Annotated in this window: 17 protein-coding genes; 4 read left to right on the top strand and 13 right to left on the bottom strand. The window is 69.0% G+C overall.

Going from position 1 to position 23,201, the window contains the following annotated elements:
* Window positions 1-22: 22 nt before the first annotated feature.
* The 3 genes from ACQPXD_RS24415 to ACQPXD_RS24405 are packed head-to-tail and all read right to left on the bottom strand — an operon-like array spanning window position 23 to window position 2,777.
* Window positions 23-1,222 carry an acyl-CoA dehydrogenase family protein gene (locus ACQPXD_RS24415; protein ID WP_432842307.1) on the bottom strand — a complete coding sequence of 400 codons (1,200 nt, stop codon included), beginning with the start codon at window positions 1,220-1,222 and terminating at the stop codon, window positions 23-25.
* Window positions 1,223-1,233: 11 nt separating this feature from the next.
* Window positions 1,234-2,367 (bottom strand): thiolase C-terminal domain-containing protein, encoded by a 1,134-nt coding sequence (locus tag ACQPXD_RS24410; RefSeq protein ID WP_432842305.1) that lies wholly within the window; start codon window positions 2,365-2,367, stop codon window positions 1,234-1,236.
* A 20-nt stretch (window positions 2,368-2,387) separates the two neighbouring features.
* A complete protein-coding gene (locus tag ACQPXD_RS24405; RefSeq protein ID WP_432842303.1) occupies window positions 2,388-2,777 on the bottom strand; it encodes a Zn-ribbon domain-containing OB-fold protein in 390 nt (129 codons plus the stop codon).
* Between the two features lie 190 nt (window positions 2,778-2,967).
* Here ACQPXD_RS24405 and ACQPXD_RS24400 point away from each other — a divergent pair, with 190 nt between their 5' ends.
* Both ACQPXD_RS24400 and ACQPXD_RS24395 read left to right on the top strand, forming a co-directional pair.
* A complete protein-coding gene (locus tag ACQPXD_RS24400) occupies window positions 2,968-5,217 on the top strand; it encodes a CaiB/BaiF CoA transferase family protein (protein WP_432842301.1) in 2,250 nt (749 codons plus the stop codon).
* A gap of 348 nt (window positions 5,218-5,565) precedes the next feature.
* Entirely contained in the window at window positions 5,566-6,525 is a 960-nt protein-coding gene (locus ACQPXD_RS24395) for a LacI family DNA-binding transcriptional regulator (protein ID WP_432842299.1), read from the top strand.
* Between the two features lie 4 nt (window positions 6,526-6,529).
* Here the strand turns inward: ACQPXD_RS24395 and ACQPXD_RS24390 are convergent, their stop codons facing one another.
* The 8 genes from ACQPXD_RS24390 to ACQPXD_RS24355 form a co-directional block, all read right to left on the bottom strand.
* Window positions 6,530-7,768, bottom strand: coding sequence for an acyl-CoA dehydrogenase family protein (locus ACQPXD_RS24390; RefSeq protein WP_432842297.1), 1,239 nt, complete (start codon window positions 7,766-7,768; stop codon window positions 6,530-6,532).
* A gap of 656 nt (window positions 7,769-8,424) precedes the next feature.
* Window positions 8,425-9,804 carry an NAD-dependent succinate-semialdehyde dehydrogenase gene (locus ACQPXD_RS24385; RefSeq protein WP_432842295.1) on the bottom strand — a complete coding sequence of 460 codons (1,380 nt, stop codon included), beginning with the start codon at window positions 9,802-9,804 and terminating at the stop codon, window positions 8,425-8,427.
* Window positions 9,801-12,041 carry an acyl-CoA dehydrogenase family protein gene (locus ACQPXD_RS24380; protein ID WP_432842293.1) on the bottom strand — a complete coding sequence of 747 codons (2,241 nt, stop codon included), beginning with the start codon at window positions 12,039-12,041 and terminating at the stop codon, window positions 9,801-9,803. Before ACQPXD_RS24380 ends, ACQPXD_RS24385 begins: the two co-directional genes overlap by 4 nt.
* A gap of 16 nt (window positions 12,042-12,057) precedes the next feature.
* On the bottom strand, window positions 12,058-13,230 hold the full coding sequence (locus tag ACQPXD_RS24375; RefSeq protein ID WP_432842291.1) for an LLM class flavin-dependent oxidoreductase: 1,173 nt from the start codon (window positions 13,228-13,230) through the stop codon (window positions 12,058-12,060).
* A 229-nt stretch (window positions 13,231-13,459) separates the two neighbouring features.
* Window positions 13,460-15,472, bottom strand: a complete 2,013-nt coding sequence (locus ACQPXD_RS24370) for a dipeptide/oligopeptide/nickel ABC transporter permease/ATP-binding protein (protein ID WP_432842289.1) — start codon at window positions 15,470-15,472, stop codon at window positions 13,460-13,462.
* Complete coding sequence (locus tag ACQPXD_RS24365; RefSeq protein WP_432842287.1) at window positions 15,469-16,416, bottom strand: ABC transporter permease; 948 nt, start codon at window positions 16,414-16,416, stop codon at window positions 15,469-15,471. Before ACQPXD_RS24365 ends, ACQPXD_RS24370 begins: the two co-directional genes overlap by 4 nt.
* 114 nt (window positions 16,417-16,530) lie before the next feature.
* Complete coding sequence (locus ACQPXD_RS24360) at window positions 16,531-18,063, bottom strand: ABC transporter substrate-binding protein (RefSeq protein ID WP_432842285.1); 1,533 nt, start codon at window positions 18,061-18,063, stop codon at window positions 16,531-16,533.
* A 525-nt stretch (window positions 18,064-18,588) separates the two neighbouring features.
* Window positions 18,589-19,641: an ABC transporter ATP-binding protein gene (locus ACQPXD_RS24355; protein ID WP_432843944.1), complete on the bottom strand. Its 1,053-nt coding sequence runs from the start codon at window positions 19,639-19,641 to the stop codon at window positions 18,589-18,591.
* A gap of 170 nt (window positions 19,642-19,811) precedes the next feature.
* Here ACQPXD_RS24355 and ACQPXD_RS24350 point away from each other — a divergent pair, with 170 nt between their 5' ends.
* On the top strand, window positions 19,812-20,588 hold the full coding sequence (locus ACQPXD_RS24350; RefSeq protein WP_432842283.1) for a GntR family transcriptional regulator: 777 nt from the start codon (window positions 19,812-19,814) through the stop codon (window positions 20,586-20,588).
* 57 nt (window positions 20,589-20,645) lie between these two features.
* Window positions 20,646-21,443, top strand: coding sequence for a hypothetical protein (locus ACQPXD_RS24345; RefSeq protein ID WP_432842281.1), 798 nt, complete (start codon window positions 20,646-20,648; stop codon window positions 21,441-21,443).
* A 106-nt stretch (window positions 21,444-21,549) separates the two neighbouring features.
* Here the strand turns inward: ACQPXD_RS24345 and ACQPXD_RS24340 are convergent, their stop codons facing one another.
* The gene (locus ACQPXD_RS24340; protein ID WP_432842279.1) at window positions 21,550-22,755 is read right to left on the bottom strand and encodes an LLM class flavin-dependent oxidoreductase; all 1,206 of its coding nucleotides are present in this window, start codon (window positions 22,753-22,755) and stop codon (window positions 21,550-21,552) included.
* Between the two features lie 35 nt (window positions 22,756-22,790).
* Complete coding sequence (locus ACQPXD_RS24335; RefSeq protein WP_432842277.1) at window positions 22,791-23,201, bottom strand: MaoC/PaaZ C-terminal domain-containing protein; 411 nt, start codon at window positions 23,199-23,201, stop codon at window positions 22,791-22,793.

Here is a 23,201-nt window from a genome sequence, read left to right as displayed (position 1 = left end):
GTCCTCCGGTTCCGTGGTCAGTTCAGCGCGACGTTCGGATTTGGTTGAACGGCAGGTTCTTGTCGGCGATCCCGCCGTCCTTCGGCAGGCCGAGGATGCGCTCAGCGATGATGTTTCGCTGGATCTCGTTGGTACCGCCCGCGGTCGCCACGCCCGGCGCGGCGACGATGCCCAGGGCGACGGCGTCGAACTCGCGATCGCCGAGCGCCACGTCGGGGCCGAGGATCTCCTGGGCGGTCAGCGCCTGCCACAACCGCAGCTCGGCACCGGCCAGCTTCGCCGCCGATCCCCGGGGTCCCACCTCCACGCCCGCGTTGGCCTCGGCCTGCAGCACCCGGCCGTAGGCCAGCACCGCCGACTCACGCACGTACGCCTCGGCCAGCCGGCGCCGTACCACCGCGTCGCTGGTGGCGCCGCGGTCCCGGGCGATCCGCGCGAGGTTGTCGAAGCTGAGGGCGTTCGATCGCTTCTGCACCCGCGTGCCGATCGACACGCGCTCGTGGCGCAGCATGGCCACGGCCGCGTCCCAGCCGCGGTTCACTCTGCCCAGCACCGCGTCGTGCGGCACGAGCACGTCGTCCAGCACGACCTCGTTGAAGGGGGCGTCCCCGGTCGCCACCACCAGCGGCCGGATGGTGACGCCGGCACGGCGCATGTCGAGGATGAACATCGTAATGCCGCGGTGCTTCGGCGCGTCGGCGTCGGTGCGGGCCAGGATCACGCCGAAGTCGGCCCATTGGGCGTTCGACGTCCACACCTTGCGCCCGTTGAGGATCCAACCGGCCCCGGTTCGCACGGCCCTGGTCCGCAGGCCGGCGACGTCGGACCCCGCGTCGGGCTCGGAGAACATCTGGCACCAGACCTCGTCGCCCCGCAGCAGCGGGAGGATGTACCGCGACTTCTGCTCCCGCGTGCCCAGTTCGAGCATGGTCGGTCCGACCATGCCCATGCCGACGGACAGCGGTACGCTCGGCAGCACGAAGTCCCCGGCGACCTGGTTGAACGCCGCCAGCTCCTCGGTGGTCAGACCCTGGCCGCCGTACTCCTTCGGCCAGGTGATCCCGGCGTAGCCGGCCGACCAGAGCGCGTGCTGGAACCGCTTGCTGCGCTCGATCTCGGACTCACCGCCGTGCGCGGCGTCACCGTCACCAAGCGGCGACGCGTTCGTCTCCAGCCATTGCCGCGCCTGTGCGCGATACTCGTCCGGCCCGGACCCGGTCACTGCGTACCCCCTCACGGCAGACGGTTGGCGAGAACGAGGCTTCCGGCGGCGCCGAAGAACATGCCGACGCCCTGTACGAAGCTCACCTCGACGCCGGGAACCTGCACGGCCGCCTCGCCCCGCAGCTGGCGTACCGCCTCCTGGATCGCGAACATCCCGTACATCCCGGTGTGGGTGTAGGACAGCCCGCCGCCACTGGTGTTCATCGGCAGCGTCCCCCGCGGGCCGGTGTTGCCACTCGCGACGAACTCGCCCGACTCTCCGCGCCCCACGAAGCCCAGGTCTTCGAGCATGTACAGCGGCACGTGCGCAAAGGCGTCATAGGCCATCAGGTGATCGACATCGGCATGGCCGATGCCGGCGGTAGCGAACGCCTCGGCGCTTGCCCGCCGGAACGCGCCGAAGGACGAGAGGTCATCCATCTGCGACACCAGGGAGGATTCGCTCGCCTCCCCCGTGCCCAGCACGTACACGCGCCGCTTGAGCGCCGGCAGGTCCGCCGCACGTGCGGCGCTGGTCAGCACGAGCGCGCCGCCGCCGTCGGTGACGAGACAGCACATGTCGCGGGTGAACGGATAGGCGACCGGCGGCCCGTCGAGGACCTCGTCGATGGTGACGGGCTTCCTGCGCGACGCGCGCGGGTTGCCGATGGCCCACTCGCGCTGCGCGACCACAACCGCCGCGAGGTCACGGCGGCCCATGCCGCGGTCGTGCAGGAACCGCAGCGCCGGTACGGTGAACGACGTGAACGGGTTGGTCGAGCCGAAAGGCGCCTCGAACTGGCCCTTCAGCGAGTCGCGGCCGACGCTGAAGGGCGTCGCGCCGACCCGCGACCGTCCGGACTCCCCATGGGTGACGAGCACGACGTCGGCCGCCCCGGCCGCGATCGCCGCCGCCGCGTGGCGGACGTGCAGCATGAAGCTGCAGCCGCCGACCGACGTGCCGTCGAGCCAGCGTGGCACGATCCCGAGGTGGTGGGCGATCTCGACGACGTTGTGGCCGGCGGTCGCGATGCCGTCGACGTCCGACGGCGCGAGCCCTGCGTCGGCCAGAGCGTTGCGCGCCGCTTCCCCGTGCAGCCGGAGCACCGAATGTTCGGGCAGCACGCCGACCTCGTCGGTCTCCGCGGCGCCGACGATGACCACTCCGCCACCATGCATCCTTGTCATGCGGCCGACGCCTCCAGCCGGAACACGGGAACCGCCTGATCCCCTCGGGGCTCGAAGTCGACGGTCACGCGCGCGTCCAGTGCCAGCAGGTCGGGGTCGGGATCGACGCCGACAATGTTCGTCATCATCCGGGGGCCCTCGTCCAGCTCGACCAGGGCGATGATCGGCTGCTGGCCGGCGGCGGCCGGCGACATCCGGTGGTTGATGATGTAGGACAGCAGCCGTCCACGCCCCGACACGCGCCGCCACTCGACGCGCGGCGAACCGCAGTAGCGGCACGAGACGCGCGGATAGAAGTAGTGCCGCTCGCAGTCCTCGCACCGTTGCAGCCGCAGCTCACCCTGCAGCGTGCCCGCCCAGAAGGGCAGCGACTCCGGGGTGGGCACCGGAACACCTTCTGCCGTCAACTCCGACTCCCTCCGCCGTACCGAACGCAAGGAATCTATAGAAATTTTCGAGCCAGGTCAACGAGTACACCGTCTTGACAACCCCGTCCCGACCTCGCTATTTTGCGATTTCTATAGATTTTGCACGAGCTCGCTGACGTAGGCTCGTCGCTTCCGACGAGGGTGGCCAATGAGCGCTCTGCACGGCATCCGGGTCCTGGACCTGACCGAGGGCATCGCGGGACCGATCGTCGGCATGTTCCTCGCCGACTTCGGCGCCGACGTTGTGAAGATCGAACGGACCACCGGCGACCCGGCCCGGGCTCACCCTGGCTTCGCCATGTGGAACCGGGGCAAGCGCGGCGTCGTCGTCGACCCGTCGGACGCCTCGCGAATCGGCTGGCTACGCCGGCAGGCCACCGGTGCCGACGTCCTGCTTACGAGCGGGCCGGCGCAACTCGCCGAGTACGGTCTGGACTCCGACGAAGTGCTGCGCCGCAACGGCCGCCTGGTGCTGGTCGAGATGCCGCCGTACCTGCCGGGCCGCACCCCGTGGGCGGGTGGCCGTGAGTCGGCCGCGCTGCTGGCCGCTACGGGCGGGCAGGCGTGGCGGCAGAGCTCGTCGTCGGGAGATCCGGTGGAATCGGTGTACCCCACCGTCCTCTACAGCCAGGGTCTCTGGGCGAGCGCCTGCACCGTGGCGGCGCTCGTCGAGCGGGAACGTTCCGGCCGCGGGCAGCGGGTCACCGTGTCGGGCGTCAATGGACTCATGCAGTTGCTCACCTCGGGTCTCGTCGTCGACCCCGACGCCGAGGATCTGTCGACCGCCGTCGGGCTGGGTGGACGCCATCCCACCTACACGCGGATCCAGGCCGGCGACGGTGTGTGGGTCGCCGTCGGGGCGTTGGGGCGCAAGTTCGAGGGCGAGTGCCTCCGCGTGCTCGGCATCGCGGACATGCTCGCGGAGCCGCGCATGGGCGGTCTGACCGACAACCTCGTCCTGCCGGAGAACTTCGCGTGGGCGAGGGAGAAGGTCGCCGAGGCCTTCCGTATGAAGCCGAGCGCCGAATGGGTCGCCGCGCTCAGCGCCGCGGACATCCCCTGCGCGGTGGTCGCGGATCGCCGGCAATGGCTGGACCACCCGCAGGTGCGGGCCATCGGCATGCGCGAGGAGCTCGACGATCCCGAGCGCGGCCGGGTCGTCATGCCCGGCATCCCGATCCACCTGAGTGCCGCCCCCGGACGGGTGCGCGGCCCGGCCCCGCTCCTGGGGTCGGACTCCGACACTGTCGAAGTATGGGAAGCGCAGCCCGCCCCCGCCGCCGCCGCACCGAGGCCGGGCCCGCTGCACGGCCTGACGGTGCTCGTGATCGGCGCCTTCGTCGCCACCCCCTTCGCCGGCCTGCTGCTGGCCGAGCTCGGCGCCGACGTCATCCGGGTCGAGCCACCGGCCGGCGACCCGTTCCGCGCGAACGCGTATGCGGTGAGCCGCGGCATGCGCAGCCTGGCCATCGACCTCAAGTCACCCGCCGGCCGCGCGGCGTTCTACGACGTCGTGCGGCACGCCGATGCGCTCGTCGACGGCCTGCGCCCCGGTGTGACCGCCGCGCTCGAAATCGACTACGACCATCTGTCACAAGTGAATCCCGAACTCACGGTCGCCTCGATGTCGGCCTACGGGCACACCGGTCCGATGAGCGGGCTGGGCGGAGTCGACGTCGTGATCCAGGGCCTGTGCGGCATGATGCGGGCCGAGGGCGGAGACGGCGAACCGGTCGTCAACACGATCGCCGTCAACGACAACGCGACCGCCGCCATGACAGCGCTCTCCGTCGCCCTCGGCATCTTCCATCGCCTGCGCTCCGGCCGGGGCCAGCACATCTTCGATTCGCTGATCGGCACGGCGACGTACCTGCAGAGCGGCGAACTGACGACATACCGCGGAGCCCGCGAACGCCCCACCGGGGCGCCGGACTACAAGGGCCCGAGCCGGTTCGACCGCATGTACCCGGTGAAGAGCGGCTGGATTCGCGTGCAAGCCGCCGACGACGCCGGCATCCTTGAGGACGTCCTCGCCGACGCTCTGGCCCGACCGGAGCCCGACGACGCGGTGGCGGCCCTCAACGCCGCCGGCATTCCGGCCATGCGGGTGCGCAAGATCGGCGAGGTGATCCGCGATCCGCGCCTGCTGGAGACCGAGTTCCTCCACCTGGTGCCGGCGTCACACGGCCGGTCCTTCATCTCGGCGCCGGGCCGGTACGCGACCTTCAGCCGTACGGGCCGCTTCGGCCCGCTCATCCCTCCCGGTCTGGGCGAACACTCCCGGGCCGTCCTTGCCGAGGCCGGCGTGGCACCCGAGCACATCGACGAACTCGAGGCCACGGGCGACATCGTGCAGGGCGGGCCGATCGACCGGAAGCTCAAGGCCGCCTACCGCTGACCACCAGAGCGGCGTCTCGAGCGTGTCGCGACGACGGCCGCCACAGCGTCGTCCAGTCGGCCTATCGCCCACTGCAGCGCTTCAGAACCGGACGTGCGGGGCCCCGTCGTGGGCCGCACGGTGACGAATGTGACGGCCGGCGAAGCATGTGGGCCTCGGTCCTAGGCTTCGCCGTCTACGACGATGTCACCTCGCCGGCGACCTTGGGCCACTGCCGAAACCGTAGCGGCGCGGCCTCGCCTGACAACGTAGGCTTCCTTCATGACCAACGGGCCAGTACACAGTGGATCGAGGTCGGCGCCAACGCTGCATGATGTGGCGGAAGCGGCGGGTTGCTCGACTGCCACCGTGTCCAAGGCGCTCAACGGGCTGCGGGTATCGGCGGACAATCTTGCGCGCGTGCAGGCGGCGGTCGAGATGCTGGGATACGTGCCCAACGTCGCCGCACGAAGCATGCGCGGCACGCCGACAAGGACCATCGGCATCGTCCGGAACATGGCGTTCCATCCCGGAGCGGAGCTGTTCTCGATGTGGAACACCATGATCCAGGCAATGGAGGAACACGGCTACAGCGTGCTGATCTCCGTTGCGCGGCAGGCGGACAGTGCGGTGGACACGCTCCTTCGCCCATTCTTCGAGCGCCGCGTCGATGGACTGTTCTACTGGAACGCGCAGCCCGCTCCGTCGCTTGATCGGTGCCTACAGGCGCGGATTCCCGTGCTGGCCCTTGCATATCGGGCCGCCGGATGCGGAAGTCTGCCGCTCGTGACCGCGGACCCGCGTAAGGCATATGTGGAGTTGTTCCGGTCACTGCGACGCTACGGTCACACCGCGGCGATCGAGATCACGTCGGGTCCGGCCTTCGCGAGCCACGCCGACATCGCACGCGTCGAACGCGTTCGGCTCGAGCAGGTCGACGTGGACATCGATCGGGCGGCCGTGCGTGAGTTCGTCCAGTCGCTCATGACGGATCCGGGCAGACCGAGAGCGATCCTCGCCCGCTACCCGACCGCCTTGCAGGTGCTCGACGTCTGCGAAGAGCTCGGCGTCCGCATACCGGAGGACCTGTCGCTGGTCTCCATCACCGGCTCAATGAGCGCCGGCCTGCTGCGCACGCCGCTGTCGACCGTGCAGACCGACTTCAACCGACTCGGCGAGGTGGCTGCCGAGGCGATGATCAGCCTCATCGCCGGCGATTCGGTCGGGGACATCGCGATCGCTGACAGCGTTCATTGGGTGCCGCGTGACTCGCACGGCATCCGCGCCGACGCAAAGGTGCCGCGTCCTCATCGGAGGACGCGGCCCTGAAGCGTCAGGCTGCTTTGGCGGCCGCTCTGCCCAGTGCGGCCTTGCCGATGCTCTGGGCAAGCTCGTCGGTCTTCTGTCCCATGACATTGCACCCGATGATGTCACGCACGATCCGCTCGAGAGGACGGTCCTTCACGTAGGCGTGAGAGCCGCAGATGCCCATCGAGAGCTGAATGACCTCCTCGCACATCCTGCGGAGGTGATAGTTCAGTCGATTCATGAGCACGCCGGCTTCACCGGCGGACAGCTCCTCCGACTGGAACCGCCTCGCCAGATCGTAGAGCAGCGTACGCCCCGTCGAAATCCAGTGATCCATCCGCCCGACGCCGATCTGCGCCCACGCATGGTCGGCTCGCAGCCCGTCACCACCCGCGCCGAAGGCGCGTGCGAAGTCACCGGAGATCGCCATTGCGCCGTATCTGCGCGAGCAGTAGTCGACGGTGAAGTCGAACGCCGCCGTGCACAGACCCAGCCAGATCGCCCGGCTGCCGAACATCCCTCGGAATCGGCTCTGCATCTCGACTGCCGTGGCCCCGCCGGCGCCGGAGTTCGCGGCCTTGAACGCGGAGGCCGACATGATCGCCACTTCGTCCCGGGGGATGCGGACGTCGACGAGCTTGACGTCATTACTCGCGGTTCCGCGCAGGCCCATGCCGTTCCAGTTGTGGCAGATCTCGAGGCCCGGAGTGTCCGTACCGGGCAATGCGACCACAACGTCCGGTTCCTGTCCCTCGCCCCGCTCGATGAATCCGATGATCTTGACGTAGCGTGCAGCCTCGCTCATCGTCGCGAATCCGGACACGCCGTTACCGACGACGAAATCGCCGTCCTCGGCAAATCGGAACCCGCTGGCCCGCGTGTCGAGCCCCGTAAGCGGAACGGACCCGGGCTGACAGATCAGCGCACCGTTCTTCGCGACGTCCTCCAGCACGGCGTCAGCTCTGGGAAAGTGCGGACCGAGCGTAAGCGAATCAGCGACGAGCACGTGCATGTTCACCGCGATGGCCGTAGACCCACAGCTGTAGGCGATGGTCTCGGTGATCCGAGCCGATCCTTCCAAGCTCAGGCCGAGACCACCCAGCTTTTTGGGCAACCCCGCACCGGCGACCCCCAACGCGACGAGAGCATTGATGTTGTCGATCGACAACGCACCTTCGAGATCGACCTGACGAGCCCGCTCTGCGATGGGACCGCGCGCCAACACCCTGATTTCTTCGACCAGTAATTCTTCCCATGCTTCCACGGGTGCCGACCTCCAATATTGGGGATAACGTACGTCTACTCGTCGAGTAACCGAGGCACTGGAGGCGCCCGTGTGGGGCGGCAAGACGTCCATCACACTCGACGGCACGCGGCCGAATCGGCCATCGTCGTGGTGCCACGGGTCAACGGTGGCTACCCAACTCGGGACGGTCAGGATCGTCCCGAGTTCGACCATACGCGGTAGGACGGACCGAGTCAAACGTTTAACCCACTGATACCTCCGGCTGTCGGGGCGCTCCTAGCCGCCGCTGGGGAGTTGCATTCCGACAGCCCGACAGTCGTGTGGGTAGTGCTCGCCGCTCGGTTCCTGCGGTCGGCGATTCATTCGCTGCTATTTCGCGGGGGAGGTGAGCCCCATCGCGGCGCCGGCCACCGGCTCGCCGGCTCGCCGGCCTCGACGGGCACGTACAGCGTCTCGTCCTGGACCTGGCAGGCAGTGTGAGGTCGAGCCGCGGCCACTCGCCGGTCAGCGGGGCGCGGGCAATGCGGCGATGTCGATGGCACTCGAGCGCATCGACGAACTCGCGGCCACCAGGCGACATCGTGGAGGGCGGACCGATCGACCTGAACGCCGCCTACCGCTGACCATGAGAAACGGCGGCCTCGAACGTCCGGTCGAGGCCGCCGACAGGTTTCTCAGCGCGGCTTCGGAGTGTAGATCAGCTTCTTGTTGACGAATTCCTCGATACCCAGCGCACCGAGTTCGCGTCCCGTTCCGGACCGCTTTGTGCCTCCGAAGGGGAGGTCGGCGGCCGAGCCCTGGGGGCTGTTGATCCAGACCATGCCGGTGTCGAGCCGATCGGCGACCGCCTCCGCGGCCGCCTGATCCGCGCCGAAGACCACGCCGCCCAGCCCGTACGGCGAGCTGTTGGCGAGCTCGACGGCCGCGTCCGCGTCCGCAACGCGATAGACGACGGCCGCAGGGCCGAACAGCTCCTCGTGGTAGGCGCGCATGTCGGGGGTGACGTCGGTCAGCACCGTCGCCTCGACGTACGCACCCGGACGGTCCGCGCGCCGGCCGCCGGTGCGCAGCTTTGCGCCCTTCGCGACCGCTTCCTCGATCTGCTCGACGAGGCGCCGCGCCGCGTCCTCCGACGACAGCGGGCCGAAGCCGGACTCCGGATCGGTCGGGTCGCCCGGCCGCAGCGCCGACATCGCGGCCGAGAACTGCTCGACGAAGGCGTCGTAGAGCGCCTCGACAACGATGATGCGCTTCGATGCGTTGCACATCTGTCCGGCGTTGGCCATCCGCCCCGTCACCGCCGCCTTCACCGACTTGGCGACGTCAGCGCTGTCGAGGACGATGAACGGGTCCGAACCGCCGAGTTCGAGGACGCACTTCTTCAGATGCCGCCCGGCCACCTCGGCGACGGCCGAGCCGGCCCGCTCGCTCCCGGTCACCGAGACGCCCAACACCCTCGGGTCGGCAATGACGTCCGCGACCTGCTGGTTGGTGGCGAAGAGGTTCACGTAGACGCCGTCCGGGGCGCCGGCGTCGCGCAAGAGCGCCTCGATGCCCAGTGCGGACTCCGGACACTGCGGGGCGTGCTTGACGATGACCGGGTTGCCGGCCATCAGGTTCGGGGCGACGAACCGCGCGACCTGGTAGTGCGGGTAGTTCCATGGCATGATCCCGAGCAGCGGCCCGATCGGGTCCTTGCGCACCACCGCGGTGCCGCCCATGCGGGGGCTCAGCGGTGTGTCGGCGAGGAACTGCTCAGCGTTGTCGGCGTAGTAGCGGTAGATCGACATGACGAGCTTGAGCTCGCCCCTTGCCTCGCGCGTGGGCTTGCCCATCTCGCGGGTGACGATCGCCGCAAGGTCGTCGAGGCGCTCGGCGTAGAGCTCGGCGACGCGGTGCAGAAGCCTCGAGCGTTGCGGCAACGGCGTCGTGCGCCAGGAGCGGAACGCCGTGTAGGCCCGCGTGAGACCGTCCTGCACCTCGCTGTCGGTGGCGGTCGGATACTCGCGCACCAGCTCATTCGTCGCGGGGTCGACGACGCGGTAAGCGGTCATGCCAGCCCCCCGCTCACGATCAGCGGGAAGAGCTGGTCGTCGGCTGTCGCGAGCGTCCGCTCACCCGCGCGGCGGGACCAGTATTGCTCGGTGCCCCACTCCTGGCGCCAGGCCCACAGGCGGCGAGTGAAGTGATGCAATGGGTACTCCTGCGTCATGCCCATGGCTCCGTGCAGCTGGTGGGCGTGGGCGGCGACCGCTCCCGCGGCTCTGGCGGCGGTGACCTTGGCCGCCGCAATCTCGAACTCGGCAGCGACGCCGATCTCGGCGAAGCGGCGCGCGGCCGCGACCGCCGTGAGTTCCGCGAGCTCGGCCTCCGAGACCAGTTGCACCAGTCGCTGGGAGACCGCCTGGAACCGGATGATCTCGCGCCCGAACTGCCGGCGCTGGTTCGCGTAGGTCACCGTCATGTCGGCCACCGCCTGCGCGGCGCCGGCCAGCAGCAGCGCGCGCGACAGCGCCCCGCGGAGTCGCAGCTCCACCCCGTGGCCCGGGGAAACGCGAACGACATCCGCCTGCGGGAGCGCGACGCCGTCGAGGATCACCGTGTCCCGCGGCTCACCGGCGACGTTGAACCCCGGTTGGATCGTCGCCTGCCGAGGGTCGACGACCACCACGGCCGGCCCGTCGGACTGATCGACCAACGCGACGACCCGCGTCACCTGCCGGGCCCACGGCACCCGCTCGAGCCGCCCGGAGATCCGCAGCTGCTGATCGATGGTGACGTGCCGGGCGTCGTCCGGCGCAACGACCGAGATCGGGCCGTCCGGCACCTGAATGCCCGCGCTCTCCAGCAGCCAGCCGCCGAGCATCGTGCACTCCGCCAGCGGCAGCGCCACGGCGTGCCTGCCCGCGAGGCGCACCAGCGTTGCGGCGTCCTGCAGCGTGCCGCCCGATCCGCCGATGCTCTCGGACACGCCGACCCACTGCAGGCCGGCGGCGGCGACGGCGTCCCAGCACTCCTGCGGCCAGCCGGTGGCCTCCGCGCGCTGCCGGGCCTGCGGGTCGTTGCGCTCGGCGAACAGCTGATCGACGACGTCCTCCAACTCCGACGCCGGGCCGTTGCCGGCACCGGCCGTCCGGGTGCGCGGTCCGCGCAGGCTGCGGGCCGCCACCGACCGCAGCACCTCGGTGGTGCCGCCCGTCAGCGTCCAGGACGGCGCCATGACCAGGGCGCGGGCCAGTAGCGCGTCGAAGACGCCACCCGAGGTGGGGTCCGGATCGCGCTGGACGATCGCCTGGAGCTCGGCGACCGTGTCCTGCTCGAAGCTGGTGCCCAGGTCCTTGAGGATGGACACGCTCATCGAGCTGACCTGATCGCGCTGCAGACCCCAGGCGACGGAGACCGCGAGCTGGCGCAGCGCGTAGAAGCGCGACGATATCTGCCCGATCCGGTCGGCGTTCTCCGCGGCGTTCTTCCGGCTGAGCGTCAGGTACGCCTCGAACAGCGGCCACACCGCCATGAACCGCTCCGGTCCGGCGCGCTCGTGGGACAGCTCCGAGTTCATGAGCTCCCAGCCGGATCCCGGCTCGCCGAGCAGCATGTCGTCGGGGACGAAGACGTTGTCGAAGAAGACCTCGTTGAACCGATGCCCGCCGTCGGGGAAGAGGATCGGGCGGACCTCGACGCCCGGGGCCTTGAGGTCGACCAGGAGCAGTGACAGCCCCCGGTGCTTGTCGTCCGAGTCGCTCGTGCGGCACAGCGTGATGCAGTAGTTGTTCGTATGCGCACCGCTGGTCCACGTCTTCGTTCCCGAGATCGACCAGCCGCCGTCGACCTTGGCGGCGCGGGTGCGCACGGAGGCCAGGTCGGAGCCGGAGTCGGGCTCGGAGAAGCCCAGGGCGACGTGGAGATCACCGGCGGCGGCCAGGGGCAGCAGCCGGCGCCGCTGCTCCGGCGTCCCGAACGCCAGCAGCATCGGGGCAGTCTGCCGGTCGGCCACCCAATGCGCGACGAGCGGCGCGCCGGCGGCCAGCAGTTCCTCGATGACGACGAACCGCTCGAGGTGACCGCGGCCCTGACCGCCGTACTCCGGCGGTATGGCCATGCCGAGCCACCCGTGCTCGGCCAGCTTCCGGCTGAACTCCGGGGCGAACTCCATGTATCCGGGCCCGCCGACCAGGCCCGTGCCGTACCGCTGCGGGCGCGGTAGCTCCTTGTCCAGAAACTCGCGGATACGAGTGCGGAGGGCGAGCTCGCTCGCGTGCCCGCCGATGACGGCCGAATCGGAAGTCATTGCTGTGATCCCGTCATCACACCGAGAACGGTTCCGGCTGCGCCGACGCCGCCTTCTCCGCCGGCCCGGCCCCCAGGTCGTAGGTGGCGTCGAGCTCGTGCAGGCGGGGCAGCACCTCCTTGGCGAACAGGCGAATCGAGCGCTCGGCCTGCTCCACCGGCATGGATGTCATCCGGAAGCTGAGCACGAACTCCTCGGCGCCCATGGTGCGCTGGATCTCCCGCAGACGGGCGAAGACCTGGTCGGGGGTGCCCCACGCCTGCGGCTTCGCGGCCCCCTCGAGCATCTCCTCCTCGGTGCGCACGTGTTCGCGCAGCTTGGCGTACTGCTCGTAGCCCTTGGTGTTGCGGAAGCGTTCGATGTCGGCGAACTCGTAGTGCACCCGGCTGCTGCGCTGCCCCTCGATGGTGTGCTTGGCCATGACCTGCCAGGCCTCGGCCTCGGTGTCGAAGCAGGCGACGCGGACGATGACCGTCGGCTGGGCCGGCGACCAGCCCTTCTCGGCCCGGATCGCGTTGAAGTTACGCACGTCGATGGCGTATTCGGCGAAGCTCTTCTGGCCCGTCAGCAGCATGCCGAGCCCGCCGTGCGCGGCCGGCGGCAGCGACTCCGGGCTGGTCCACGCAACGCGAAGGCGCTCGAGCAGCCGCTGAGGATTGCGGAACATGGGCCGCACAGTGGTCTCGGGAATCTTGAAGATTTCGCCGTCGTACGAGAACCATTCGTTGGTCAGCGCGAGCTTGATCACGTCGAGACACTCGTTGTACCGGGTGCGCGACTCGCTCATCGGGATGCCGAAGGCATCGAACTCCCGGATGGCGGCACCGCGCCCGAACCCGAGGGTCAGCGTGCGATCCTTCAGGACGTTGTCGAGCAGGCTGATCTGGTGCGCGACGTGGATCGGCTCGTGCCACGGCAGGACGGTCACCATCGTGCCGAGGTCGAGCTTCGTGGTACGGCCCGCGATGTAGGTGAGGTGGTTCAGCGCACCGCCGGTCATCGCGTAGGGCGAGGTGTAGTGGTCGATGGCCCAGTACGAGTCGAAGCCCAGCGACTCAACGAGATCGGCCAGGTACAGATCCTCGTCGTAGATCTGGGCGTCGGTGATGGCCGGCGGCCCGGGCTGTTTGGCCAGATACCGGTCCCAATCGACGTAGTTCTGGAAGTTGAAGTAGCAGCCGACCTTCACGTCGTTTCCTTTCAAGCATGTGTCGGGCGACGGCAGCGGACGTTCGTGCGGCGCCGCCGCGGCTTGAACGAAGTGGCTTGGACTGGCACGGACACGAGTCGGAGGACTGCGCGAGGCCAGTCGCGTCAATCTCTTCGGTCCGGCACACACGAGCCCATGCACTGGCTCGTTGCTAGGAGCGTAGCGGCAAGAGCCGGTCGGGAACAAGAGAATCTATAGGTTTTTCGCGTCACCGCTCGCCCGCGATCTGGCGCGTACCGAGCAGCGTCAGCTCGTCGCTGCGCACGCAGCGCACTCCCCCGCCCTCAGGTTTTGCCTCCAGCGGCACCGGCTTCTCGCCGCACGCGGACGTGGCGAAGCCGCATCGAGGGTGGAAGCGGCAGCCGGACGGATACGCGGCCGCCATGGGCACAGTGCCCGGGATGTCGCGCAGCCGGTCCAGGCCGCGGCCCGCACGGGGCATCGCGGCCAGCAGGCCTTCGGTGTAGGGGTGCCTGGGCTGCTCGAAGAGGCGCTCGACCGACGCGTACTCCACGATCTGGCCGGCGTACATGACAGCGACCCGGTCACAGATGTCGGCGATGACGCCCAGATCGTGCGTCACAAACAGCAGCGCCATGCCCAGGTCGCGCTGCAGATCCCGCAGGACGTCCAGGATCTGGCCCTGCACGGTGACGTCCAGCGCCGTCGTCGGCTCGTCGGCGATCAGCAGATCCGGGTTGTTGGCCAGCGCGATCGCGATCATGACGCGCTGACGCATGCCGCCGGAGAACTCATGCGGATAGGAGTCCAGCCGGCGGGCCGCGTTGCTGATGCCCACCATGTCCAGCAGTTCCTGCGACCGTTTCACGACCGCGCGCCGGCCGGCCTTCGCGTGGTTGCGCTGCGCCTCCTTCAGGTGGTATCCGACCGTGAACGACGGGTCCAGCGACGTCATCGGATCCTGGAAGATCATGGAAATCCGTCGCCCGCGCAGCGCTCGCAGTTGCGGACGGGACAGGGACAGGATGTCGACGCCGTCGAACTCGATGCTTCCCGACACGATATGGGCCGGGGGCGACGGAAGCAGGCGCATGATCGACATAGCGGTCACGGTCTTGCCGGAACCGCTCTCACCGACCAGCCCGAGCACCTCGCCGCGCCGGATCGACAGGTTCAGGTTGTCGACCACCCGTACCGCGGCGGTCTCGGAGAGGAACTCGATGCCGAGGTTGCGGATCTGCAGCAGGGGCCGCTGAGCGGCCGCGGCCGGCTCCCCCGGTGCGGGTGCGGCCGCCGGCTCGACGACCGAGGTGGCAAGTGCCGGCTTGGTGCGCGGTTCGCCCGTCACGGTCGTGATGCCGAGACGCTCGGCCTTCAGCTTCCGGCCGGACAGGCCGAGTCCGGTGGCGTCGCGCAGCCCGTCGCCGAAACTGTTGAACGCGAGGACCGTCAGCACGATGGCCACACCCGGGTAGATGACCTGCGCGGGATTGGTGAACAGCGCGTTCGCCTCGGCTTCCTGGAGCATCCCGCCCCAGCTGGCCGTCGGCAGCTTCGTGCCAAGACCCAGGAAACTCAGCGACGCTTCGGAGAGCAGCACGCCGCCCAGGTAGATCGTCGACTGGACGATGACGGGCGACCACACGCTCGGCAGCACGCGATGAAGCATGATGCGCAGGTCGCGCGTGCCGATGGACCGCGAGGCCTCGACGAACGTCTCCTCGCAGACCGCCCGGGTCTGTCCGCGGACCACGCGCACGAACCCCGGGGCGATCACGATGCTCAGCGCGCAGATGCTCGTCCCGGTCCCCGGCCCGAGGAAGGACACGATGCCCAGGGCGAGAATCAGCGCCGGGATCGACAGGGCGGCGTCGCTGAGCCGCATGACCAGCCCCTCGAACCGGCCGCCCCGGTAGCCCGCGACGATGCCGAGGGGCAGGGCGACGGCCAGCGAGATCAGCACGACCGACACCGAGACCACGAGGGATACCCGGGTGCCGTAGATGAGCCGGCTCAGCGTGTCCCGTCCGAGTGAGTCGGTGCCCAGCAGATGTGCGTGCGAGGACGTCGCCAGCAGGTCCGGGGTCTGCGCGTTCGGCGGGTGGGGCGCGACCGCCGGTGCGAAGACCGCCGAGACCACCACGAACACGAGGAAGAGGAATCCCGCCATCGCCAGCGGGTTGCGCACCAGGCTGCGCAGCCAGTGCCGGGCCGGCTTGGCCGGCATGCCGGCCTCGACCGGAATCTCGACTGCAGTCATGATGCCACCCGCAACTTCGGATTGAGGAAGCCGTGCGTGATGTCGACCAGCATCGCGAAGACGGCCTGGCAGAGGACGAACGTCAGAATGCCGCCCTGGATGACGGGCAAGTCGTTGCCCTTGATCGCGGCGAGCAGGTACGGGCCCATGCCCGGGACCGAGAAGATCTGCTCGACGATGACGGTGCCGCCGATGACGTACGCGATCTGGACACCGAACGACGTCAGGGCCGGCCCCGAGGCATTGCGAAGCACGTGCTTGCCGACCACGCCACGGGGCGACCCGCCGCGGGCCCAGGCCGCCGTCACGAACCGGGCCCCGAGCGTGTCGCCGACCGACGCGCGCAGTTGCCGATACACGATCGCGCCGATATGCCCGGCGAGCGCCAGCGCCGGCATGATCATGTGCTGGAGCCAGTCCCAGGGCGAGTCGGCGAAGTTGGTGTAGCCGAGGATCGGTAGCCACCCCAGGCGCACGCCCAGGACGAGCAGGAGCACGAGCGCGACCACAAAGCTCGGCAACGCCAGCAGGACGCCCGACGCGATGTTGGTGACGTTGTCGACGGCCCGCCGCCGGCGGATTCCGGCGATCAGGCCGAGCACGACACCGAACGCGAGAGCGATGACGCTGGCGAGGATGACCAGCGAGAGCGTGACCGGCAGGCGGGTCTCGATCTGCCCGGCCACCGACTGACCGTTGTAGCGGGAGTCGCCGAGGTCGAAGTGCAGCACGCCTTCGAGCCAGTACCAGTACTGCACGTACACCGGCTGATCGAGGTGGTACTGCGTACGGATGCGCGCGATGTCCTCGGGGGAAGCCGTGACGCCGGCAATGGCAAGAGCCTTGTCACCGGGAACGAAGGTGATCAGGGCAAACGTGAAGATCGAGACGAGGAACAGGATCGGGACGACCGACAGCAGCCGCATCGTGATGTATCGCGCCATGCTCCGCTCACCTCCGGATTCTCAGATCTGGCAAACCGCGAGGCCGGACCGCGGCGGCATGCGCCGCCACAGCCCGACCCGGCACGGACTCGTGCGGTTCGTTGCTCAACCGGCTCAGCTCTTGACCCAGATGCCGGCCCAGGCTTCCGGATCGCCCTGGCTCTGCACGTGGTCCGCGGGGATCCCGGACACGTCCTTGGTGGAGATCGTCGCCTGCTTGATGTCGGCGATGTTGAACCCGGGGACCACCTGGTAGTACACCCGCTGATAGTCGGCCCACGCCGCCTTCTGCTGCTCGGGCGTGAGGTTCGGGTCCTGCGTCTTGAGCAGGGCCGCGTTCAGGTCGGCGTTGTTGAAGTTGCAGTAGTTGGTCGAGCCGCCCGGGGCGACGAAGATCGACTGTGAACCGTACGAGAGCCCGGTGCCCGAGTAGTAGATGTTCGGCACCTTGGTCTTGAGGTCGGCGAACGCGTTGGCCGTCGGCAGGATCGACAGCTTCAGGCCGATGGTGTCGAGCTGGGCCTGCATCACCTGCAGTACCGCGGAGTTCACCTGGGTCGGGTCGGCGATGACCGTGATGGTCGTGCCCGGGGCGACACCGGCCGATGCGAGCGCGGCCTTGGCCTTGCTGAGGTCGTACGGATAGGGGTTCGGTACCGCGTCACCCGGGTAGTTCGCGACATCGCTGGGGACGGTCGTCGGGTTCTCGATGGCGTAACCACCGAAGGGCCCGCTGACGAACTCCGCGCGGTTTAGCGCGTAGAGCACCGCCTTGCGCGCGTCCACGTTGTTGAACGGCGGCTTGCTGGCGCAGAAGTACGCCGAGGTCGCCCAGTCGGGCTTGAGCGTCGCGCTCACGTTGAGCCCGCTCGACTTCGCCGACGAGATGGCCGCACCACCGCTGGTGAAGGCGATGTTGGCGACGCCGCCCTTCAGCGCGGCGATCGTCGGCGCGCCCGACGCGGTGTTGATGAAGTCGATCTCGTCGAGCGTCACCGCCGACGGGTTCCAGTAATTGGGGTTCGCCTTGAGCACCAGCTTCTGGCTCGGCGTGTAGGAGACGAACTCGTAGGGGCCGGCACCGCCACCGATCGGCGCGGATGAGAAGCCCGAGCCCGCCTTCTGGACCGCGGTCGGCGACGCCACGGCGAGCTGCAGCGAGCTGATCAGGAAGCGATCGCGCCAGTCGGTGGCGTACGGCCCGCTGAGGTGGACGACGACCTCGTAGTCACTGGGCGCGTCGACCGAGGTCATGGCGGCGATCTGCGAGGACTTGGCCATGGTCTTGCTGGCGATGATCCGGTCCCAGGAGAACTTGACCGCCGCTGCGTTGAAGGGCGTGCCGTCCTGGAATTTGACGCCCTGCCGCAGCGTGAGGTCGATCGTCTTCGCGTCGGGGAAGGCCCACTTGGTCGCCAGGCCGGGAATGAGTTCCCCCTTCGGGCCCTGACGGATCATCGAGTCGTACATCAGCTGCAACCAGGGGTGGTAGCCGCCCTTCGACGCCACCGCGTCGAGCAGCACGCCCTGCACCTCCGAGAACTCGTAGGCGACCTTGGCGACGCCGCCCTTGCCCGGGGTGTTGTCCGAGTTCGTCGGCGACGAGGACGACGAACAGGCGGACGCGGCCACCGCTAACGCTGACACCAGGAACGCGGCATAGAGGCGGAGCCGCCATCGCGTCCTGTTCGTTGCCCGGACCGAAACCGGGCGCGCGGGCATAACCAGCATGGAGCTCTCCTATTCGATCTGGGAAGCGTGTGCCAGAGCGGGGAACGCCACGGAAGGTCCGTCCGGCGGATGCCGTTTCCTCCGACCGATTCGGGGGTCGCCGTGACCTCGTCCAGGACGCTCGCGAATGATCGGCCCGAAGCCGGCGATCCTCCCGGAGGCCCCAAGAATCTATAATTTTTACGTTGCTGTCAAGAGTTCGCTACGCGGCGGCCAGCCGCCGCGCCAACTCAGTATCACGGGCAAAGCCGCAGTTCGGACAGCACAGGAAGCAGCACTCCGGCCCGATCGCGCCCCGCCTGGGGCCATGCCGGTCCGCGCCCGGCGAGGCGGCATCGAAGGGTGTTGAAGTTCGCACGACGCGGACCGCCGATTGTGGTCGCGGGTCACCCACGCGTGGCATTCGAGCGATCCGAGCGTCTGCTCAGCGCCGCGGACCGATCACGACGATGCGGTACCCGTGCCGGTCAGCGTGCGCACCGATCGCCCGGCAAGCTTCGGTCCGTGCTCATGCAGGTGGCAGCGCACGGTGACGCCGGCCTGGGTCACGTACGGCGCGGGGTCCACCTCGGCGCAGATGGCCATGGCGAAGGGGCACCGATTGCGGAACCGGCAGCCGGACGGGCGGGTGCCGCCCGCGGTGTCCCCCGCCAGCTTCAACCGCCTCCGCCGCCGCTGGACCACCGGATCGGGCACAGGCACGGCGTCCAGCAGCGCCGAGGTGTACGGGTGGACAGGGCGCTCGTACACCTCTTCGGTGGGGCCGGACTCCACGATCCGCCCGAGGTACATCACCCCGACGCGATGGCTGACGTGCTCGACCACCGACAGGTCGTGCGCGATGAACAGATAGGAGGTGGACAGGCGGGCCTGCAGATCCCGCAGCAGGTTGATGACCTGCGCCTGGGTCGAGACGTCGAGGGCGCTCACCGGTTCGTCGAGCACCACGAGATCGGGCTCGATCGCCAGCGCACGGGCGATGGCCGCGCGCTGCAGCTGCCCCCCGGACAGCTGGTTCGGGTACCGGTACCGGTAGCCCGCGTCCAGACCCACGAGGCGGAGCAGGTCCGCCACCCGTGCGTCCTGCTCCGGCTTGGACGAGCCGAGGTGCGTGCGCAGCGGCTCGGCGATCGAGTCGACCAGCCGGGCGGTCGGGTCGAACGAGGAGTACGGATCCTGGAACACCATCTGGACGTTGCGGCGGTGCGCGCGCAGTTCCCCGCCGCGCAGATGCATGAGGTCGTGGCCGTGCATCCGCACCTGCCCGCTCGTCGGCTCGACCAGTCCCACGAGCAAACGGGCGACGGTGCTCTTGCCCGACCCGGACTCACCGACCAGACCCAAGGTCTCGCCTGCGCCGAGGTCGAGGTCGATCCCGTCCACGGCCCGGATCGTGGGCCGCGCGGCGCGCCACCCGGTACGCGGCAGCCGGTACTCCTTCACCAGATCGCGCACGAGCACGAAGGAACCGCTCGACTTGGCGGTGCGCGTCATTGCCGTCACGGACACCACTCCTCGCCACCATGCTTGCGCGCCGGTCCTGACGCGGTGCGGCCGGACCGACCGGTCGAGCCAGCATCTATAGAATTTTGCTCATTGTCAAGCCACGCTGAGTCCACGGCGCTACTCCCGTAGTTCGGGCGGCCTTATGCAATACTGCGCGCATGTCCGAGTCGGTTTCACGCGCTGACCAGGTCGCCGAAGAGCTCCGGCAGGCCATCATCGCCCGCGTCTACACCCCGGGCGAGCGCCTGTCAGCCACCGCACTCGGCGAACGGTTTCAGGTGAGTCAGACGCCGCTGCGCGAAGCGTTCGCCCGTCTCGCCGGCGAGGGCTGGGTCGCCTACCTCCCCCAGCGGGGCGTACGCGTCGCCGACGTCTCGATCGCCGACATGGTCGACATCTACGACCTTCGCGAGCAGCTCGAGCCGCTGGCGATGAGCCGGTCGGCCAACGCCGGCGGTGAGGCGTGGCGCAAGCAGGTGCAGGAGTTCTTCGACGAAATGCTGCACCTGGCCGACTCGGAGCCCGCCGACCTCGACGGGGCCGGCTTCGAGGGGTACGAGCTCGCGCACACGAACTTCCACCGGGTGCTCATGCAGGAGTGCGGGTCGCCGTGGCTGATCCGATTCACCAACCTGCTGATCGACCAGTCGACCCGCTACCGGTCCCTCGCCATACCGATGCGCGACCGCCTGGGCGCGCTGGCGGACGAGCACGACCGCATGCGCAGGGCGGCGTTTGACGGCGACGCCGACCAACTGGCCAAGGCGTCCCGCCAGCACATGCAGAACACCAGGCAGGCGATTCTGGATTGGCTGGCCGCGCCCGAGCCGGCCGAGGCGGCGCAGCCCAAGAAGGCTGCGAAACGCGCCAGGGCCACCGCCAAGCCGGCGGCGAAGAAGACGGCGCGATCGTCCGCGAAGAAGCCGCGGACGTAGCCGAGCACCAACGACGCTGGCAGGAACTATAGATTCCTGGTAGCGTGCTGTCTTGCCATGAGATCCTTCCACCTCCGCGCGGACGGCCGCGGCGAATCCCGGCTGCACTCGCTCCCCTTGCCCTTCATCTACACGGGTCCGGCCGCGACCGAGCAGGACAAGCAAGGCGCGGCGACAGCCCCGCCGTCGCCGTATCTCAGCGTCTGCCCGGTCCGGCACCGCGACGGGTACAGCGAGCTCTCGGCCGACCCGGGCGAGCGGCGGCTCGAGTTCGTCACGGCCGGGACCGTCCACGTCTCGACATCCAGCGCCAGCGCCGTCCTCGTCGCCGGGGACGTGCTCCTCGTCGACGACGCCGGCTCCGCGGGCCGGATCCTCCGGTACCGCGGGGATGCGCACACCCTCCGGATCGGCATCGAACCGAGCTGGTCGTCGGACGGCACCGTGCCGCCCGCGGTCGAGCGGCGCCAGGCCGACCCGGCCCGCCGCCGTCCTCACGTCCTGGAGATGTACGTCGCCGACGACGTCGCACACTTCCGCGAGCTGCCGTCGCTGTTCGGGGACGGCGACGGACCGGCCGTGACACAGGCCCTCGACGGCCTCAAGTTCATCACCTTCTCCTCCGGTCACTCCGGTGACTGGCACACCGACAAGACCACCAATATCGTGTTCGTCGGATCCGGTGTGCTGGAGCTGGAGGTCGGCGGCGACAACGCTGTCGAGCTGTTCCACCCGGGTGACGTCTGTCTGGTTCAGGACCTCGTCGGCCAGGGACACATCCTGCGGGCGCACGGCGAGACGCGCATCGCGGCGATCACCATCCCGGATGCACATCGCTGGAACTCGATCGTCTGATGGTGCTCGCCATCTTCGGCAATGGCACCGCCTCGGGCACGCAGAACTGGCTACACCGCTGGGCGTGGGAGCCCCGGCGGTGCAGCCCGCTCGGCCGCTGTGCCGGCTAGTTGAAGGTGGCCTCCAGACCGCCCGTCGGCCGCTCGGCACTGGTCTTGCCGCGCTCGGCCCACTCGGCCTCATGGCGGCGGAACATGTTTTCGGCCGCCGCTTCCCGCTTGCCGCTCAGCTCGGCCTGGTTGCGGGTCACCCACGCATAGGACCGCTGCCGGGCCGCGTTGGTCCGGTCGAAGTGCGGCATCACGTAACGGGCGTAGAGGTCGAAGGACCTGAGCGTCTGCTCGCGATCGGCCCAGTCATGGCCGAGCAGCAGCACCGCACCGAACCGGCCGTGCCGCTCCTGCAAGCGTTCGATTCGCTCGATCGCGTCGTCCGGCGTACCGATGACCGCGGTTCGGCGCTCGACGTACCAGTCGACCGTGTCCTCGCCGTCCGGAACGACCAGGCGCGGCAGGTTGTTGTTGAGGTAGTCGATCTGCTCCTTGAGGCCGAACCGGACGTCCGCGCGCGCCTGCTCACGAGTCGGCGCCAGGTGCATGCCCACCACCAGCCGCACCCGGCTCGGGTCCATGGTGTTCCCGTGCTCGGCCGCGACCTCGTTCGCGATCTCCCAGTTGACGCCGAGCGCGTCGAAGCCGGCGGTCTCCCCCGCGGCGACGCAGAGCATCCCGAGCCCGTACTTCCCGGCCAGCCGCCCGCCTGACGGTGTCACCGCGCTCGCCACGCACACCTCGGGGTGCGGGTAGGTGTAGGGCGCGAGATGCAAGGCCGCCTCACGCAGTGTGAACCAGTCGGTCTGCGCGGTGACCACCTCGCCGCGGAACAGCCGCAGGATGACGTCCAGCGCCTCGGCCATGCGGTCGCGCTGGACATCCGGTTCGATGCCCAGCATGAAGGCGTCGGAGGCGAGCAGGCCCGGCCCGACGCCGAACATGACCCGGCCGCGGGTCTGGTTGTCGAGCTGGATGATGCGATCGGCGGCCATCAACGGGTTGTGGTACGGAAGCGAGACGACGCCCGTGCCGAACCGGATCCGCTTCGTGCGCTCGGCCGCGGCCGCGATGAACACCTCGGGCGAGCCGATCGTCTCCATGCCCGCCGAGTGATGCTCGCCGATCCAGGCCTCGTGGAAGCCGAGCCGGTCGAGGTGCTCGATCAGCTCGAAGTCGCGCTGGTAGAGCAGCGCGACGTTCTCGGTCATGGCGTGGAAGGGAGCCATAAATATGCCGTGTCGCAAGGACGGACCGTACATCGTGCCGTCTGTAGCCATAAGCTCTGATCGCTTCCCTAGATGTCGATTTCGAAGGTGGCCGTGGCCGCGACGGCGACGGCACCGGTCTGGCGCGCGCAACTGAGGTCGACCTCGACGCAGCTCCGGCCGTCGCGCTCGGACACCGAGGTCACGACGCCGCGACAGGTCAGCACGTCTCCGGGCCAGACCTGCTCCTTGAACCGGATGCTGAATCGCCGGACTCCCTCGGCCCCCAACCACTCGGTTGCGAACCCGGCCAGGACGCCGGCGTGGTACATGCCCATCGCGAACACCGTGGGGAACCCCGACCCGGCCGCGAAACCCTCGTCGTAGTGAATGGGATTGAAGTCGCCCGAGGCGCCGGCGTACCGCACGATGTCGCCGCGCGTCACCGGACCGAAGACCTTGGGTTCGGCCTCGTCGCCGACTTTCCATGCGGGCGCCAC

Source organism: Dactylosporangium sp. CA-092794 (assembly GCF_050948465.1).
Lineage (GTDB): Bacteria > Actinomycetota > Actinomycetes > Mycobacteriales > Micromonosporaceae > Dactylosporangium.
This window is presented reverse-complemented; position numbering and strand designations above follow the sequence as displayed.

Excerpts from the sequence above, each read along its gene's own strand:
- ACQPXD_RS24365 (WP_432842287.1), bottom strand. The coding sequence starts at position 16,416 with ATGGCGCGATACATCACGATGCGGCTGCTGTCGGTCGTCCCGATCCTG.
- ACQPXD_RS24340 (WP_432842279.1), bottom strand. The coding sequence starts at position 22,755 with ATGTACGGTCCGTCCTTGCGACACGGCATATTTATGGCTCCCTTCCAC.
- ACQPXD_RS24370 (WP_432842289.1), bottom strand. The coding sequence starts at position 15,472 with ATGACTGCAGTCGAGATTCCGGTCGAGGCCGGCATGCCGGCCAAGCCG.
- ACQPXD_RS24385 (WP_432842295.1), bottom strand. The coding sequence starts at position 9,804 with ATGACCGCTTACCGCGTCGTCGACCCCGCGACGAATGAGCTGGTGCGC.
- ACQPXD_RS24350 (WP_432842283.1), top strand. The coding sequence starts at position 19,812 with ATGTCCGAGTCGGTTTCACGCGCTGACCAGGTCGCCGAAGAGCTCCGG.
- ACQPXD_RS24355 (WP_432843944.1), bottom strand. The coding sequence starts at position 19,641 with ATGACGCGCACCGCCAAGTCGAGCGGTTCCTTCGTGCTCGTGCGCGAT.
- ACQPXD_RS24345 (WP_432842281.1), top strand. The coding sequence starts at position 20,646 with ATGAGATCCTTCCACCTCCGCGCGGACGGCCGCGGCGAATCCCGGCTG.
- ACQPXD_RS24380 (WP_432842293.1), bottom strand. The coding sequence starts at position 12,041 with ATGACTTCCGATTCGGCCGTCATCGGCGGGCACGCGAGCGAGCTCGCC.
- ACQPXD_RS24400 (WP_432842301.1), top strand. The coding sequence starts at position 2,968 with ATGAGCGCTCTGCACGGCATCCGGGTCCTGGACCTGACCGAGGGCATC.